The 17,069-nt window shown below is 64.0% G+C and carries 12 protein-coding genes; 7 read left to right on the forward strand and 5 right to left on the reverse strand.

The genetic code is table 11. The features are described from left to right. Nucleotides 1–7 precede the first annotated feature (7 nt). On the reverse strand, nt 8–532 hold the full coding sequence (locus AC07X6_RS24460) for a DUF6622 family protein (RefSeq protein ID WP_230541194.1): 525 nt from the start codon (nt 530–532) through the stop codon (nt 8–10). Nucleotides 533–709: 177 nt separating this feature from the next. After that, nucleotides 710–982 carry an oxidative damage protection protein gene (locus tag AC07X6_RS24465; protein WP_034750797.1) on the reverse strand — a complete coding sequence of 91 codons (273 nt, stop codon included), beginning with the start codon at nt 980–982 and terminating at the stop codon, nt 710–712. A 219-nt stretch (nt 983–1,201) separates the two neighbouring features. Here AC07X6_RS24465 and kdsA point away from each other — a divergent pair, with 219 nt between their 5' ends. Then, on the forward strand, nt 1,202–2,047 hold the full coding sequence (gene kdsA / locus AC07X6_RS24470; RefSeq protein WP_494792666.1) for a 3-deoxy-8-phosphooctulonate synthase: 846 nt from the start codon (nt 1,202–1,204) through the stop codon (nt 2,045–2,047). A gap of 62 nt (nt 2,048–2,109) precedes the next feature. Here the strand turns inward: kdsA and argA are convergent, their stop codons facing one another. Next, a complete protein-coding gene (argA, locus tag AC07X6_RS24475) occupies nt 2,110–3,420 on the reverse strand; it encodes an amino-acid N-acetyltransferase (RefSeq protein WP_046685875.1) in 1,311 nt (436 codons plus the stop codon). 56 nt (nt 3,421–3,476) lie between these two features. Between argA and hrpA the strand changes: the two genes are divergently transcribed. Further along, a complete protein-coding gene (gene hrpA / locus AC07X6_RS24480; protein WP_494792667.1) occupies nt 3,477–7,676 on the forward strand; it encodes an ATP-dependent RNA helicase HrpA in 4,200 nt (1,399 codons plus the stop codon). A gap of 76 nt (nt 7,677–7,752) precedes the next feature. Here hrpA and AC07X6_RS24485 read toward each other — a convergent pair whose 3' ends face one another. Further along, the gene (locus tag AC07X6_RS24485) at nt 7,753–8,313 is read right to left on the reverse strand and encodes a PRC-barrel domain-containing protein (RefSeq protein ID WP_230541192.1); all 561 of its coding nucleotides are present in this window, start codon (nt 8,311–8,313) and stop codon (nt 7,753–7,755) included. Between the two features lie 183 nt (nt 8,314–8,496). Between AC07X6_RS24485 and AC07X6_RS24490 the strand changes: the two genes are divergently transcribed. From AC07X6_RS24490 to AC07X6_RS24500, 3 genes are all read left to right on the forward strand, one after another. After that, nucleotides 8,497–9,750 carry an extracellular catalytic domain type 1 short-chain-length polyhydroxyalkanoate depolymerase gene (locus AC07X6_RS24490; protein WP_494792668.1) on the forward strand — a complete coding sequence of 418 codons (1,254 nt, stop codon included), beginning with the start codon at nt 8,497–8,499 and terminating at the stop codon, nt 9,748–9,750. A 308-nt stretch (nt 9,751–10,058) separates the two neighbouring features. Further along, a complete protein-coding gene (locus tag AC07X6_RS24495; RefSeq protein ID WP_494792669.1) occupies nt 10,059–11,273 on the forward strand; it encodes an MFS transporter in 1,215 nt (404 codons plus the stop codon). An 83-nt stretch (nt 11,274–11,356) separates the two neighbouring features. Continuing rightward, complete coding sequence (locus AC07X6_RS24500) at nt 11,357–13,390, forward strand: GNAT family N-acetyltransferase (protein ID WP_494792670.1); 2,034 nt, start codon at nt 11,357–11,359, stop codon at nt 13,388–13,390. 51 nt (nt 13,391–13,441) lie between these two features. On the opposite strand, the gene AC07X6_RS24505 is transcribed toward AC07X6_RS24500, so the two are convergent. Further along, complete coding sequence (locus tag AC07X6_RS24505; protein ID WP_474292365.1) at nt 13,442–14,707, reverse strand: putative Na+/H+ antiporter; 1,266 nt, start codon at nt 14,705–14,707, stop codon at nt 13,442–13,444. A gap of 206 nt (nt 14,708–14,913) precedes the next feature. Between AC07X6_RS24505 and imuA the strand changes: the two genes are divergently transcribed. Then, complete coding sequence (imuA, locus tag AC07X6_RS24510) at nt 14,914–15,624, forward strand: translesion DNA synthesis-associated protein ImuA (RefSeq protein ID WP_494792671.1); 711 nt, start codon at nt 14,914–14,916, stop codon at nt 15,622–15,624. Then, entirely contained in the window at nt 15,554–17,041 is a 1,488-nt protein-coding gene (locus tag AC07X6_RS24515) for a Y-family DNA polymerase (protein ID WP_494792672.1), read from the forward strand. Before imuA ends, AC07X6_RS24515 begins: the two co-directional genes overlap by 71 nt. Nucleotides 17,042–17,069 lie beyond the last annotated feature (28 nt).

Raw genomic sequence — 17,069 nt, forward strand, 5'->3', positions numbered from 1 at the left:
ATCTGATCTACACGGCGGCCCCTTGCGGGCCGCTTGTCATTTGCGCCGCCCGGTACACGGCCACGGTACGCAGCAAGCCACCGAGGAAGATGCCGCTGAAGCAGCCATAGGCGAGGCAGACGGGCAGGCTGAAGCCGATTGCATGGGCGTAGGCCGGCGCGATGGCCAGGGTCACGGCGACAGCATATTTCATGCAGAAGATGCTCATCATCAAGGTCAACGGCACCCAGCTGCCGGGGCGCTGCACGCTGGCCCGTTCGGGAATGGCGACTATCTTGCGCGTATCGACCAGCGACCATGCCAGCGCCGCGCCGGCCAGGGCGCCGATTGCCCAGGCGAATGGCGCGCTGCCGGCCAAGCCGAAGCTGCCATGCACGCCGCTCAGGGACAGGGCCAGCATGACCAGGGGAATGATGCACAGCTTGCGCAAGGTCACTTCGCGCGCGCGGCTGGCGAGCACGCCGCGGTACACGAGGAAGCCCAGGATGGCCCAGACATACAGGGGAGTGTGGCTGAAGATTTGCTGCAACATGGTGTCCGCCTTGGAATGAGGTTGTCGATGGACGTACTGTGCCAGCCGGCGGCAGGGGCGGCGAGCGGGGGGCGACGAAACGGGGAAGGTCAGCCGTGAAACAGCATCAGGCGGCGTGAAACGGGGAGGGGAATGCTACCCGTGGCGCGGCGGCCACGGGCATTCAAAGCGAAAAACTTACTCGGTAGGGGGGACGTAGCCCATGGCCGCATCGGCGCCATCACCGAAGAAATGTTTTTCCATCTGCGTGGCCAGGTATTTGCGGGCGCGCGCGTCGGCCAGGTTCAAACGGTTTTCATTGACCAGCATGGTCTGGTGCTTGAGCCAGGCGGCCCACGCTTCTTTCGACACCGATTCGTAAATCTTCTTGCCCAGTTCGCCCGGGTACGGCGGGAAATCCAGTCCTTCGGCTTCCTTGTTGAGTTTGATGCAGTGGATCGTGCGGGCCATCTGTGCTCCTGAATCAGTGTAGAGATAAAGCGTGATTATAAGGTACTTTGCGTGTCTCCTCGCGGGGCCGTCGCGGCCTGGCCACGCGCCGTTTGCCGCGCCCTTGCGCTGGATCAAATTTGATCTGCGCCGCCCTAGCTAGTAAGATGCCTTGTCGCGCCAGCCGCTGGCTGCGCCTCTTCCAAGCAAGTAGTAATAATTAACCAATATGGAATCCCTATGACCTCAGTGAAAGTCCATGGCATCGATGTCAGCAATACAGGCAGCTTCGCGCTGTTTGGCGGCATCAACGTGCTCGAATCGCGCGATCTCGCCATGCGCGCCTGCGAAGAATATGTGCGCGTCACGCAAAAACTGGGCATTTCCTATGTGTTCAAGGCCAGTTTCGACAAGGCCAACCGTTCCTCGATCCATTCCTACCGCGGCCCGGGCCTGGAAGAAGGCATGCGCATCTTCCAGGACGTCAAGGCGGCGTTCGGCGTGCCCGTGATTACCGACGTGCATGAGCCATGGCAGGCTCAGCAGGTGGCCGAAGTGGTCGACGTGCTGCAATTGCCCGCCTTCCTGGCGCGCCAGACGGATCTCGTCGTGGCGCTGGCGAAAACGGGTAAAGTGATCAACATCAAGAAGCCGCAATTTTTGAGCCCTGGCCAGATGGCCAATATCGTCGAGAAATTCAAGGAAGCGGGCAACGACCAGTTGATCCTGTGCGACCGCGGCACCTGCCTCGGTTATGACAACCTGGTAGTCGACATGCTGGGCTTTGGCGTCATGAAGAAGACCTGCGACGACTTGCCCATCATCTTCGACGTCACGCATGCGCTGCAGCAGCGCGATCCCGGCGGCGCCGCTTCGGGCGGCCGCCGCCAGCAAGTGGCGGACTTGGCCCGCGCCGGCCTGGCCGTCGGCATCGCCGGCCTGTTCCTGGAAGCCCATCCTGACCCCGACAACGCCCGCTGCGACGGCCCCAGCGCCTTGCCGCTGGACCAGCTGGAGCCGTTCCTGGCGCAATTGAAGGCGCTCGACGACCTGGTCAAATCGTTTGCCCCGCTGAACATCAAATAATTGATTATCAAATATTGATGTTGCGCAAAGAAAAAGCCCGGCATGCCGGGCTTTTTCACGTGTTACAGGGTTTTAATCAAGACTTGCGATTTACGCTGCCAGTTATACATATGCTGGCGGTCCTTCGGCAAATCGTCGACGGTGGCGGGCACGAAGCCGCGTTTCTTGAACCAGTGCGAGGTGCGCGTGGTCAGCACGAACAGTTTGTTCAGGCCGGCGGCGCGCGCGCGGTTTTCCATGTGTTTCAGGATGCGTTCGCCGTCGCCCTGGGCTTGCACTTCCGGATTGACGGTCAAACAGGCCATTTCCGCCATTTTTTGCGCCGGGAACGGGTACAGGGCGGCACAGCCGAAGATCACGCCGTCATGCTCGATGACGGAGAAGTAATCGATTTCGCGTTCGATCAGCTCGCGGCCCCGCTTCACCAAAGTGCCGTCCGCTTCCAGCGGTTCGATCAGTTTGATGATGCCGCCCACGTCCTCGATGGTGGCCTGGCGCAGGCTTTCCAGGTTTTCGTGGCTGATCATGGTGCCCACGCCATCATGGGTGAACAATTCCAGCAGGGCCGAACCGTCCATCGAGAACGGTACGATGTGCGAGCGCTCGACGCCGTTGTGGCATGCCTTGACGCAATGTTTCAGGTAAAACGCCGTGGCGTCGGGCAGGAAGCCGGCCATCAGCACGGCTTCGGCCTGGTGCGACGACAGTTCGCGGATTTCCACGCCCGTGGCGTCTTCCATCATCGGCGTTTCGGTAATGAAAATCAGCTTGTCCGCGTGCAGGGCGATGGCGGCGCTGCACGCCACGTCTTCCATGGTCAGATTAAACGCTTCGCCCGTCGGCGAGAAGCCCAGCGGCGAGAGCAGCACCAGGCCGTCCGAACCGAGGATGGAGTGGATGGTTTCGGCGTCGACCTTGCGCGTGATGCCCGTCAGCTCCAGGTCCACGCCATCGATCACGCCCAGCGGGCGCGCCGTGATGAAGTTGCCGGAAATGATACGGATGGCCGCATGCGACATGGGCGTGTTCGGCAAGCCCTGGCTGAACGCGGCCTCGATATCGAGGCGCAGCTCGCCGGCCGCTTCCTTGGCGCATTCCAGCGCGGCGATATCCGTGATGCGCACGCCGTTGTGGAAGCGGCCTTCGACGTTACGCAGCGCCAGTTGTTCCGCCACCTGCGGCCGCGAGCCGTAGACGACGGTGACATTGATGTCCAGCGCATGCAGCAGGGACAAATCATGGGCCAGCACCTGCAGCGCCCCGGCGCTGACGAGTTCACCGGGGAAGGCGACCACGAAGGTCTTGCCGCGAAAGGCGTGGATGTAGGGCGCGACGGAGCGCAGCCATTGGACGAATTGGGTAGGGTTTTCCATTAAGCGCATTATAATTCGCTGCGCGATGTGCGCGCTTAAAATACCTGTAAAAAACAATGTCTTCAGCCAGCAATAAGTCTTCCCCTCCTTCCACCGTTGCAAATGTGCCCGCCAGCGGGGATGTTGCCATGCCTGCCGCCACGCCTGCGCAAGGCCGCCAGCGCCCGCCCGTGAGCCAGCAAAGGCCGCAATCGCCGCGCGCGGAGCAGCCGAAAGTACAACAGCGGCAGCAACAGCAGCAGCGCGCCCAGCGTCCGCCGCGCGAGGGGCAGGCGCCGCGCAATGACCAGGCCAGCCGCGAGAGCCGTGACGCGGCCCGCGCCGCGCGCGAAGCGGAAAAGGCTTTCCGCAATCCGCTGCCGCCGATTACCTATCCGGAAGACTTGCCCGTCTCGGGCCGGCGCGAAGAAATCGCCAAGGCCCTGATGGACAACCAGGTCATCATCGTCTCGGGCGAGACGGGTTCCGGCAAGACGACCCAATTGCCGAAGATTTGCCTGGAACTGGGACGGGGGCAGAAGGGCCTGATCGGCCACACGCAGCCGCGCCGTATCGCCGCTTCCTCGACGGCCAAGCGCATCGCGCAGGAGCTGGGCACGCCGCTGGGCGAAACCGTGGGCTTCAAGGTGCGCTTTGCCGACACGCTGACCAAGGGCGCGTCCGTCAAGCTGATGACGGACGGCATCTTGCTGGCCGAGACGCAGACCGACCCCTTGTTGAAAAATTACGACACCATCATCATCGATGAAGCGCACGAACGCAGCCTGAACATCGATTTCCTGCTCGGCTATCTGAAGCAGCTGCTGCCGCGCCGGCCGGATTTAAAGATCATCATCACCTCGGCGACCATCGATGCCGAGCGCTTCGCGCGCCATTTCGGCACGCCGGAAAAGCCCGCGCCCGTGATCGAAGTGTCGGGCCGTTTGTACCAGGTGGAAGTGCGCTACCGCCCCGTGGAACGCGAGCAGGTGGCCATGCCGGGTGCCGCGAACGCGGACAAGCCCGGCCAGAGAACGGCTGCCGCGCGCGAAAAGCGCGACCTGATGGACGCCGTCGTCGATGGCGTGGAAGAGCTGTGCCGCATCGGCTCGGGCGACGTGCTGGTGTTCTTGCCGGGCGAGCGCGAAATCCGCGACTGCGCCGAAGCGCTGCGCAAGCACCATCCGCCGCACGTGGAAATCCTGCCCCTGTTCGCCCGGCTGTCGGCCGAAGAGCAGGAGCGCGTGTTTAAAACCAGCAATGCGCGCCGCATCGTGCTGGCCACCAACGTGGCGGAAACCTCGCTGACCGTGCCCGGCATCCGCTACGTGGTCGACGCGGGGCTGGCGCGCGTGAAACGCTACAGTTATCGCAACAAGGTGGAGCAGCTGCAGGTCGAGCCGATCGCCCAGTCGGCCGCCAACCAGCGCGCCGGCCGTTGCGGCCGCGTGGCCGATGGCGTCTGCATCCGCCTGTACGAAGAGCAGGATTACCTGCTGCGCCCCAAATTCACGGAGCCGGAAATCCTGCGCTCCTCCTTGGCGGCCGTCATCCTGCGCATGAAGTCGCTGCACCTGACGGACGTGGAAACCTTCCCCTTCATCGAGCCGCCGCTGGCGCGCGCGGTGGCCGACGGTTATCAACTGCTGCAGGAACTCGGTGCCGTCGATGAAGTCAATAAACTCACGCCGCTGGGCAACAAGCTGGCCAAGCTGCCGCTCGACCCCCGCGTGGGCCGCATGATTTTGGCCGCGCTCGATAACGCGTGTCTGACGGAAGTGCTGATCGTCGCTTCGGCCCTGTCCGTGCAAGACCCGCGCGACCGCCCGATGGAGCACCAGCAGGCGGCCGATGAGGCGCACAAGAAATTTGCCGATGAAAAGTCGGAATTCTTGAGCTATCTGAAAATCTGGCGCTGGTTCGAGTCCGCCATCGAGCACAAGAAAACCAACCGCCAGTTGCAGGACAATTGCCGCACGAATTTCCTGTCGCAGATGCGCTTGCGCGAATGGCGCGACGTGCACTCGCAGTTGTTGACCATCGTCAAGGAACAGGGCTGGCGCCTGAACGAAGCGCCCGCCACCTATGATAATCTGCACATGGCCTTGTTGACTGGCTTGCTGGGCAATATCGGCTTCAAGGGCGAGGACGAGCCGGGCGCGGGGTATTTGGGCGCGCGCGGCATCAAGTTCCACATCTGGCCTGGTTCTTCGCTGCTGAAAAAGCCGGGCAAGTGGATCATGGCGGCCGAGCTGGTCGACACGACGCGGCTGTACGCGCGCTGCGTGGCGCAGATCCAGCCCGAGTGGCTGGAAAAAGTGGGCGAGCACCTGCTGAAGAAGTCGTGGGGCGAACCGCGCTGGGAAAAACGCTCGGCGCAAGTGACGGCGTCCGAACGGGCGACTTTATATGGACTGGTGGTGTACAGCCAGCGGCGCATCAATTACGGCAATTTCAACTTGCCGGAAGCGCGCGAGATTTTCATCCGCGACGCCCTCGTCGGCGGCGACTTCGACACGCGCGCGCCGTTCTTTGCGCACAACCATAAACTGATCAAGGATATCGAAAACCTTGAGCACAAGTCGCGCCGCCTGGACGTGCTGGTCGACGATGAACTGATCGCCGCCTTCTACGATAAATTGCTGCCGGCGGACGTGTGCAATGGCGCCGGTTTCGAGAAGTGGCACAAGGAAGCCACGCGCGAGAATCTGAAGCTGCTGTACCTGAACCGCGAAGAGCTGATGCGCCACGAGGCGGCCGGCGTGACGACGGATCTGTTCCCGAAAACCATGTCCGTGACGGGCCTGGAAATGGGCCTCACGTACCACTTCGAGCCGGGCAGCGTGCGCGATGGCGTGACCTTGAGCGTGCCCCTGTATGCCTTGAACCAGTTGCCGCGCGAGCGTTGCGAATGGCTGGTGCCGGGCATGCTGAAGGAAAAAGTGCATCTGCTGTTGAAATCGCTGCCGCAAAAGCTGCGCCGCCACTGCGTGCCGCTGCCCGATTACGCAGCGAAATTCTGCGAGCGCGTGCATGCGGCGGGCGTGTTCGGTCGGGGCGACCTGGTCGACGCCATCATCGCTGACATCCGCGCGCAGATCACCATCAACGTGCTGACGACGGATTTCAAGCCGGAAACCTTGCCTGCCCATCACTTCATGAATTTCAAGGTGATCGACGAGCATGGCCGCCAGCTGGACATGGGCCGCAACCTGGCCACCCTGCAGGCGGAATTCGGCGGCCAGGCGCGCCAGAGTTTCCAGAAACTGGCCGAAGTGTCGGGCGTCTCCGGCACGGGCACGCCCGGTGCCAAGGTGGCGGGCGCGCAAGTGGCGTCGCGGCTGCAGGCGCAGAGCGCTACAGTTGCAGCAGGCAAGGGCGCGTCCGCCCCTGCCGCGGTGGCATCGCCGAATGCCACCGTCTCGCAGCACATGGGTTTGACGGCCTGGACCTTCGGCGAGCTGCCGGAACTGCTGGAAATCGTGCAGGGCAAGCTGACCCTGATCGGCTTCCCGGCCCTGGTCGACAAGGGCACGCATTGCGATCTGGAAGTGTTTGACGACCCGACCGTGGCCGCCCGTACGCACAAGGTCGGTTTGCGCCGTTTATTTGCGCTGCAGATGAAGGAGCAGATCAAGTACGTCGAGAAAAGCATTCCTGGTTTACAGCAGATGGGCATGCAATTCATGGCTCTGGGCTCGCAGGAAGAGCTGCGCGAGCAAATCATCAACAAGGCGCTCGATATTGCCTGCTTGCAAGATCCGCTGCCGCTGGACGCCGCCTCGTTCGCCAAGCGCCAGGCGGAAGGCAAGTCGCGCCTGGTCTTGCTGGTCAATGAAATCGCCCGTTTGCTGTCGCAAGTGCTGACGGAATTCCACGGCTTGCCGAAGCGGCTGCAGAATATTCCCGCAGCGGCGGCCAGCGATATCCAGTCGCAGCTGCAGGGCCTCGTGCATAAACGTTTCCTGACGGAAAACGAGTACACGCAACTCGCGCATTTCCCCCGCTATCTGAAGGCGATCAATGTGCGCCTGGAAAAACTGCGCGCCGACCCCGCCCGCGACACCAAGTTGATGGCCGAATGGCAATCGGCGGCCGCGCCGTACTTGCGCCAGGCCAAGGACCGCCAGGCCGGCAAGAACACGGACCCGAAACTGGTCGACTTCCGCTGGATGCTGGAAGAGCTGCGCGTGTCGCTGTTTGCGCAGGAGTTGCGCACGCCGATGCCGGTGTCTGCCAAGCGGCTGCAGAAGGTATGGGAATCCATGCAGCGGTGATGGCACCTCTATAAACCTAGAGGCGCCGTGACGCTAACGATGGTCAGCAATGTAGCTAATCCCACCTTCGTTTATCCTATTCATCGTCGCTGAGTGATGAGCGCGAGCCGCTCTGGCTGCCCGTGCCGGCGCGGCTGCCGCTCATGGAGGTGCCGGACATGCTGCCTTCGCTGCCCGATTGCAGGCTGGCGCCGCCGCGCAGGTCGCTGCCGGATGGCATGCGGCTGCCTGCCATGCTGCCGTAGCGCGTGCCGCTGCCATAGAAGGCTTCCATCTGCTGGTTCCAGGCGTCGCTGCCCATGTCGGGCCAGTTGTTCTTGTCGAAGCCGGGCGCGTCTTTCAGCTGGCTTTTGTCCACGTTCAGCAGGAAGCGCTTGTTGACGGTGTCCAGCGTCAGGCGTTCCCAGGGCACGGCAAACAATTTGTCGCCCATGCCCAGGATGCCGCCGAAGGACAGCACGGCATAGGCGATCTGGCCCGTGCGCATGTCGAGCATGATTTCCTTGATATCGCCCAATTCCTCGTCGTTGTGATTGTAGACTTCGTCCCCGATCAGGGTATCGGCGCCCATCAGGGCCGGCCCGGGGCCGTCGTGGTTGCGGTACATGCCCAGGATGTCGCGATCCAGGTAGCTCATGGTGTTCTCTCCTCGTGAAGTGCTGATCGAACACCCAGATTACGCATGCACACAGGGTCGCATTTGATCTGCCTCAATGGTGCCAGGGGCACTTTTATCCGTGCGCAAACGTACGGTGCCATGGTCCAGTTGCGGTACTCTATGCATTCTACGGAGGAGGCCGCACATGCTGATGATGCAACGATGCAGGGGGATGAACTTGCGGGCCGCTCCACCACGATACCTGCGCTGCCAGCCATGGTGAAGCCCGCCACCAAATGGCTGCGCGGGCTATTGCGCGCAGGCAAGGCGCAGCAGCGCACGGCGACCAAGCTGGCCAAGGTGCTGTTCGGGCCCGTTCCCGCCAAGCCCAGGGCCAAGCCACGCAGCAAGCCCGTGGTCAAGCCCGTGGTCAAGACCGTCGCCAAGCCGCGCGCCAGGCCGGCCAGCGACGCCGTGCCCGCGCTGGCGCCGTTTGCCACGCCCCTGTCGCCCCCGCGCGTGCGCAAGCGAACGGCGCCCCCGCCGGGCAAGTGGCTGGCCGCCCACTATGCGCCGCTGCCGGAGCTGGGGCAGTTGCCGGGCCGGCGCCTGCCGTATTTCCTGTACCTGCCCGAGAAGGCGCCCAGCGCCGCCATGCGCAGCCGGGGCCGGCCGCTGCTGGTGATGCTGCACGGCTGCGAGCAGAGCGCCACGCAGTTTGCCGAAGGCACGCGCATGAACCGCCTGGCCGAACGCAAGGGCTATGCCGTGCTGTATCCGCAGCAATCGCTGCGTTCGCATGCGCGCCGCTGCTGGAAGTGGTACGACAAGCTGACGCAGGAGGGCGGCGGCGACGTGCGCCTGATCGTCGGCGCCATCGAACAGGTGGTGGCCCGCCATGCGATCGATCGCGCGCGCATCTATATCTGCGGCATTTCCGCCGGCGCCGGCATGGCGCATATCGTGGCCCTGAACCATCCCCATCTGTTCGCCGCGCTGGGCCTGCATTCGGGGCCCGTGTTTGGCGCCGGGCATAACCTGATCGGCGCGCTGGGCGTGATGCAGCATGGCGCCGCCGCCCGCGCCGATGCTGCCATCGATGAAGTGCTGGCGCGCCAGCCCGCGTTTCCCCGCCTGCCCACCATCCTGCTGCAGGGGCTGGCCGACAAGGTGGTGCGGCCCATTAACCAGACGCAGCTGGTGCGCCAGAGCGTGCGCGTCAACCGCATGCCTGCCGACACGCTGGTGACGGCGCAGCGCCTGCCCGGCGGCGCGGCGGGCGGGCGCAATCCGGCCCATGCGTATGCGCTGCACGATTATCAGGTGGGCAAGCAGGTGCTGCTGCGCGTGGCGCAGGTCGAGCACCTCGAGCACGCGTGGAGCGGCGGCGACGCCAGCCTGCCGTTCAACGACAAGGCCAAGCCCGACGCCAGCAAGATGCTGCTCGATTTCTTCGCCGGCCACCGCCGCCGCTGAGCCGCCGCGCCGCGCGCCGCAACGGCGCGGCAGGGCACTGGTACGCATCGCTCTTTCCTTCCCCGCATGCCCGCTGCCGCGCGCCGGCATGCGGGCCGCGCCCTTTTCAGCCCGGGTGCCATTGCCGCCATACCATGCGCATTTTCATAAGTGGTATTGCTGCGGTATTTAAAAATCACAAAAACAGGCGTCAAAAACCCTAACTGGTATACAATTGGTACACGTTTTCAGTGTGAGACGTGTCTACCGTCCCATGCCCCGACGGCCGGCATGCACTGACGGCAGCCACCCACGTTACGGAACGCGCCATGTCCATCAAGTCCAGGCAGTTGCTGTGTTTTTTTGCGTTTTTTCTCGTTTTTGAGTTGAATATCTATCTGTCGAACGACATGATCATGCCGGCGATGCTGGGCATCGTCGACGAATTCAAGGCGGAGGAAAAATTCGTCCCCCTGTCCCTGAGCCTGTATTTGCTGGGCGGCAGCTCGCTGCAGATATTCCTGGGGCCTTTGGCCGATACCATCGGCAAGCGCAAGCTTGTGCTCACCGGCAATACCTTGTTCCTGCTGGCGACCTTGGCCGTACCGTTTGCCACTTCCATCGAGCAATTTCTCGCCGTGCGCTTCATCCAGGGCATGGGCTGCTGCTTCATCTTCGTCGGCTATGCCATGATCCATGAACTGTTCGACGACATGGCGGCCGTCAAGCTCAGCAGCATTCTGTCGAGCACCACCATCCTCGCGCCCCTGGCCGGCCCCATCCTCGGCAGCGCCATCATCAGCCAGTTGGACTGGCGCTATGTGTTTTTCCTCTCGGGCCTGCTGGCGCTGCTGTCCCTGCTGGGCCTGTTCAAGACCATGCCGCGCACGGCGCCGGCGCGGCCGCGCCTGGACCTTGCCGCCATCGTGCGCAGCTATGCCGCCATTTTCAGCAACGGGCGCTTCATGTTCGGCATGTTCACGGCCGGGCTGGCCACCGTGCCCCTGACGGCCTGGATCGGCTTCTCGCCCATCTTCGTGCTGCAGGAAATGGGCGCGTCCTACGCCACGTATATCGCGCTGCAATGCGTGATTCTGTCGGGCTTCGTGATCAGCAGCATCGCCATCCAGCGCCTGCGGCAGGATTTTCCGCTCGTCCATCTGCTGCGCCTGGGCGGGCTGATCGCGGCCGCCGGCATGCTTGGTGCGGGCCTGGGCCGCCATCACGTCGACGTGTTTGCCGCCTGCATGTTTGTCTATTCCATCGGCTTCGGCCTGTTCAACGGCGCCCTGATACGCAGCGCGATCACGGCCAGCAAGGAATCGATGACCTTGACGACGGCTGCCATGAGCTTGCTGTACTGCATTTATCTGTCCGCCTGGCTGCAGTTGTACAACGTGCTGTGCCAGCGCTTCGGCTATGCGCTGGAAACGTATGCGCTGCTGAATATTCCCGTCATCGTGGTCATCACGGCCTGCCTGCTGTTGTTTACGCGGGGCATGGCGGGGCGCCGGGAAAGCGGGGTGCGGCTGGCCCGGCACTGATGGCGCAACGATGCGCGTGTTCCCGACCTTGTTTTACCTCCTGCGACGTTTATTGACACTCTCCTGCGGAAAATGGTGCGCCCATGAAAATAGATGACCTGGCCTCGAAACACGATCAAGCAAAGATTTTCAACCTGGAATATGAGTTCCGCATCCACCGGCTGAAACTCGATTACATCACTCTGGCCGATATCCGGCCCCCCGGCATTGATCTGGAACAATTGGCTGCGGAGCACCAGGCGGGCATCGCCGCCCTGCGCAGCTTCGTCGCCGGCAATTTTACGCATTTCAATGCGGCAAGCTGTTCTTCGCTCAGCTGCATCCCCACGCGCGCGCTCGGCGACGACGAGCGCTACCTGCACCGCATCTGGATGGGCGGGCCGCTGCCGGCCATCGCTGCCGAGGCGATCGGGCAGTGGGGCGCGGCGCTGGAAGAAGTGCGGATTAACGGCGGCGCGCCGTATGTCTCCATCCTGTGGGTGTGGGATGCGCAGCAGCTGCGCAATGACGAGCGCTTCAGCCCCACGGGCGGCGCCGGGCGCTACACGATAGGCCGCTACGCCATCGGCGGCACGACCCTGCACATCAACTCGCTGCGCGCGCTGGCGCTCGATTTCGCGCCGGCCCGCTTCGACATCCTCGACACCCTGCATACGCAGCGCTACTTCGCCACCCTGTCCGATTATTTCCGCATCCTCATCATGTGCGAATACGGCGGCATGTACATGGATGTCGATACGATCCCGCACAATCCGGCGACGATTTTCCTGATGAAGCCGGAAGTGCCCGATTATTTCCAGCGCAACGCTGATGACAGCGAAGAGCGCCGGCATGTCAGCTGGATGAATCTGTTTCTCGATGAAACGGGCATGCTGATCGCCAAGAAGAACGACGCCGCGCTGCGCGTGATCCAGCGCAATGTGAATCTCGCGTATGCGGGCATCGATGCGCAGATTCCCCGTTCCTGCCCGCAATTCGAGGCGCAGCTGTTCGGCCAGTTCTATGCCGAATGGAAGAAAAACCTGGGCGTGACCGTGCTCAGCCATGCCGAGTTCTACCAGCGCTATTGCGTGCTGTACGACGGCGTGCGCGAAGCGGTGGCGGGCGGCATCCGCGGCATGCGGCTGCTGGACGATATCATTACCGGCATGCACATCCCCTTGAGCGACGAGGAGCGGCGCGCGTATGCGCGCTGCGTGGCGCGGCTGGACGACATCGGCTGGCAGCTCGACGATCCTTTGATCTTGCCCAATATCGTCGACGTGTTCGACATCGAGGAAGTGCCGCGCATGGCGTATGCGGCCCAGCTGCGGGCGGATATCGACCATTTTCACTATTACTCCGTGCTGTCGGACGACCCGCAGCTGGACCGCGTGAATGACGTCTTTTGCCGCTACCTGCTGGCCCACCGTTCGCAGCATATTGCCGCCGGCAATTTCTGGCGCCCCACCGTGGGCCGCCACGGCAGCCGCATGCCGGCCCCCGGCGATGCCGTCCCGCCGGGCGACGAGGCGCAGGCGGGCTTGCTGTCGCATGCGCCGCTCAAGCTGGTGGCGGGCGAACTGCTGGGCGACGAGGAAAAGAACCGCATGGCCAAATTGCTGTTTGCCACCAGCTACCTGGAATACTGTTCGTTCGGTAATAAATTGAATCTGCAGTTCGTCGAATTGCAGCGGCGGCAGAACATCGACCCCTACCTGGCGCACATCCACGGCCTGCATGACGAGGACGACCGTTTCATCGGCTTTTTCACGGCCGCGACGATGGCCGAGTTCCAGGCCTGCGGCGCCGAGTCATATTACCGCGATGACATGAAGGCGCTCGACGATGCGTATGACGCCTTCGTGCTCGCGCATGCGCGCGCCGACGACTGTTTCGTCAGCAGCCTGGCCATCGACGAGAAATACCGGGGCCAGGGCTTGTTCCGGCAAATGTTCCATGAAATCCGCGACCTGGCCAGCCGCAAGGGCTGTGCGCGCATCACCCTGACGGTGTGGGAAAAGAGCGAAGCGCTGCAAGTGTATCTGCACAAGGGTTTTCGCAGCGTGGGCACGTTCGACTATGCCTACAGCCTGTTCTATGACCGGCTGCATTTCCTCGTGTATGAAGGAAACTGAGGAGGGTAACTGAGGGGGCGGGGGCGGCAGGCAGCCGCCCCGCGAGGGTGCTTACAAAGCCAGGAAGGCCAGGCCGGCCACGGCCGTCGGCAGCAGGGCGCCGGCCAGCAGGCCGACGGCGCCGATCGATTCATCCTTGAAGCCGCGGCGCAGCAGGGCCACGCCGGCCGGGTTCGGCGCATTGGCGATGACGGTCAGGCCGCCGCCGGCCACGGCGCCCGCCATCAGCATGTATTTCGCTTCGTCCGTCATGCCGACGATCAGCGAACCGAGGTAGGTGAGGGCCGCATTGTCCGTGATCGCCGTCAAGCCCAGGGCGCCGAAGAACAGGGCCAGCGGTTTCAGGCTGGAAACGATGGGCTGCAGCCACCATTGCTGCATGCCGCCCAGTACCACCAGGCCGCCGAGGAAGAAGCCGACCAATAAACCTTCCTTGAGGATCAGCGGGCTTTGATAGCGCTCATACGCCTGCACGAAGCCGAGGAAGAACAGGAACAGGCCGATGAACAGCACGGGATGATGCGCCAGGGTAACGACGCCGGCCAGCACGATCATGTGCACGAGGCTGACGGCCAGCGGCACTTTCGGCGCTTCCACTTCGCCCGCTTTCGGCTTGATGTCGGAGGTGTTGCTGTGCAGATATTTGCGCAGCAATATGCTCACGCCCGTGGCGTTGATCAGCACGGCGATGGCGGCTTTCCAGCCGAAATGGGTGGCCATGTAGGCGCTGTCCCAGTTCCATGTGGTGGCCACCATCAGCACGGGCGGCGCCGCGTACGAGGTGAGGGTGCCGCCGATGGAAACGTTGACGAACAGCACGCCCAAGGCGCCATATTTCAGCCATTCGGGGATGCCCGGACGGAAGATTTGCGGCGCCAGCATCAGCGCGGCCAGGGTCATGGCGGCCGGTTCCGTGATCAGGGAGCCCGTCAGGGGCACGAGCGCCAGGCCCAGCCAGACGAGGGCCAGTTCCGTGCGCAGCGGCATCACGCGCGCCACGCCCTTGAGCAGGCGCTGCACGGCGTCCAGCACGGGGCGCGAGGCGGCCACGACCATGACGACGAAGACGAACAGCGGCTCCGTGTAATGGCGCGACTCGGCATACTCAATGGCCGCATCGCTGCCCGAGACAAAGGCCATGATGATGATCAGGATGAAGGCCCAGAAGCCGAACACGACTTCCACTTCGCCCAGCAGATGCAGCAAGCCCGCATGGCGGGGGTGGCGCCGCGATAATGTTTCAAACGACTTGGCGGCGAAGGTGTGGATGAGCGCAAGGCCGAAGACGATGGCGCTGATGATTTGGATGGTGGTCAAATGCGTTTCCTTATGGACGGAGGAAGCCGCCCGGTGCATTGCCGAGCGGTAAGGAGAGTGCTTATGGTACAGCAATCGATGCCAGAAACGGGGTTTTTCGGACATGGCGGAGCGGCCCCGGGCATGTTCTCTGGCAGATAAGCCTTGCCAAAAGCCGGGCCGGATAGTACTGTATATGCATACAGTATTTATCTCCCTAGCCAATTATGCAACATTCCCAATTGATGGCGTCGCCGGAAGCCTTGCACCCGTCTTTATGGCGCGCATCGCAGCTGGGCCAGGGCGCCGCGCGCTGCCTGGATACGGGCTTTGCCTCCCTGTCGGCGCAGCTGCCCGGCGGCGGCTGGCCCAGCGGCAGCCTCATCGATCTGCTGGTGCAGCAGCCGGGCAGCGGCGAATTGCGGCTGCTGGCGCCCGCGCTGGCGCAGCTGCCGGGCTTGCCCATCGTGCTGCTGCAGCCGCCCCATCCGCCGCAGGCGCTGGCGCTGGCCGCGCAGGGGCTGGCGCCGTCGCAATTGCTGTGGATCAAAAGCGCCGGCAGCAAGGATGCCCTGTGGGCGGCGGAAAACATCTTGCGCAGCGGCACGTGCGGCGCCCTGCTGTTCTGGCAATCGCACGTGCGCGCCGACAGCCTGCGCCGGCTGCACCTGGCGGCGCAGTCGGGCAATACCCTGTTCTGCATGCTGCGCCCGCTGCACGGCGCGCAGGATGCGTCGCCGGCGCCCTTGCGCCTGTCCGTGCGCCCGGCCGCCGGCGGCATCGAGATCGGCTTCATCAAGCGCCGGGGACCGCAGCGCGACGCGCCGTTGTTCCTGCCCCTGCAACCTCCTTCTTTACTGCTGCGCCATGCGACTCTGGATCGGCCTGTACCTGCCCCGGCTCCCGCTCGAAGTGTTTTGCCCGCGCTGGTCGGCTGACAGCCTCGGCGTGGTGCTGGAGCAGGAGCAAGTGATGGCCGTGTCGCCGCTGGCGCGGGCGGCGGGCATCCGGCCGGGCATGCGCCGCGCGGGCGCGCTGATGCTGGCGCCGCAGGCGCGTTTGCATGAACGCTCGCCCGAGCTGGAAGCGCAGGCCCTGCAAGCGGTGGCGCTGGCGCTGCTGCAATACTCGCCGCTGGTGGCGCAGGGCGAGGAAGCGACCCTGCTGGTCGACGCGGGCGCCAGCCTGCGCCTGTTCGGCGGCGTGCGCGCCCTGTGCCGGCACATCGCGGCCAGCCTGCGCGCGCTCGGCTACACGGCCCAGCTGGCGTGCGCCCCCACGGCACGCGGCGCCTGGCTGCTGGCGCGCGCCGGCACGCGCCGGGGCCGCGTGCTGGGCATGGCCAGCCTGGTGCGCCGTCTGGACGGCCTGCCGTGCGCCCTGCTGCCGCCTGCGCGCGCCTGGCTGGACTGGTTCGAAGGCATCGGCTGCCGCACCCTGGGGCAGCTGCGCCACTTGCCGCGTCCGGGCTTGCAGCGCCGCTGCGGCGGGGCCTTGCTGGCCATGCTCGACGATGCGCATGGCCATGGCACGGAACTGTTCGTCTGGCTCGAAGCGCCGCCCACGTTCCGCGCCAGCCTGGAACTGTTCGATCGCGTCGAGCATGCCGACGCGCTGCTGTTCGGCGCGCGCCGCCTGCTGCAGCAAATGACGGGCTGGCTGTGCGCGCGGCAATTCGCCGTCGAGCGTATTCAATTGCTGCTGGCGCACGAGCGGGGCAGGGTGGCGCGTCCGCCCACCGTCATCGACCTGGCCTTGGGCGAGGCCGTCTGGCGCGACGAGCATTTGTTGCGTTTGCTCAAGGAGCGCCTGGCGCAGCTGGTGCTGGACGCGCCCGTGATCGGCCTCACCCTGGAAGCGCTGCAGGTGCAGCCGATGGCGCCGCCCAGCGATAGCCTGTTTCCCGAGCCGGGCGGCACGCCGCAGGAACGCCAGCGCCTGCTGGAATTGCTGGTGGCGCGCCTGGGCGCCGAGAATGTCTTGCAGGCAGTGCCGCGCGCCGATTACCGCCCCGAGGCGGCCAACCGGTGGCTGCCGCTGCCGGCCAAGGTCAGCGGCAAGAGCGCGCCACCCGACTTGCCGCCCGGCTTGCCCGGCATGCCCCGTCCCGGCTGGCTGCTGGCCCAGCCCATCGCCCTGTTGATGCGCGAGCACCGGCCCTTCTATGGCTCGCCTTTGAAAATGGTGTCCGTGGCCGAGCGCATCGAGGCAGGCTGGTGGGGCCAGTCGCAGGCGCGCGATTATTTTATTGCGGAAGGCCTCGACCACGCCCATTACTGGGTCTACCGCGAACGCATCGCCGGCAGCGGAGAAGACGCCGCGCCGCGCTGGTTTTTGCATGGCTTGTTTGGCTGAAGGCGCTGTCCTGCTGAAACTGCCATGC

The sequence above is a fragment of the Janthinobacterium sp. GW460-12-1-14-LB5 genome (genome assembly GCF_059423585.1).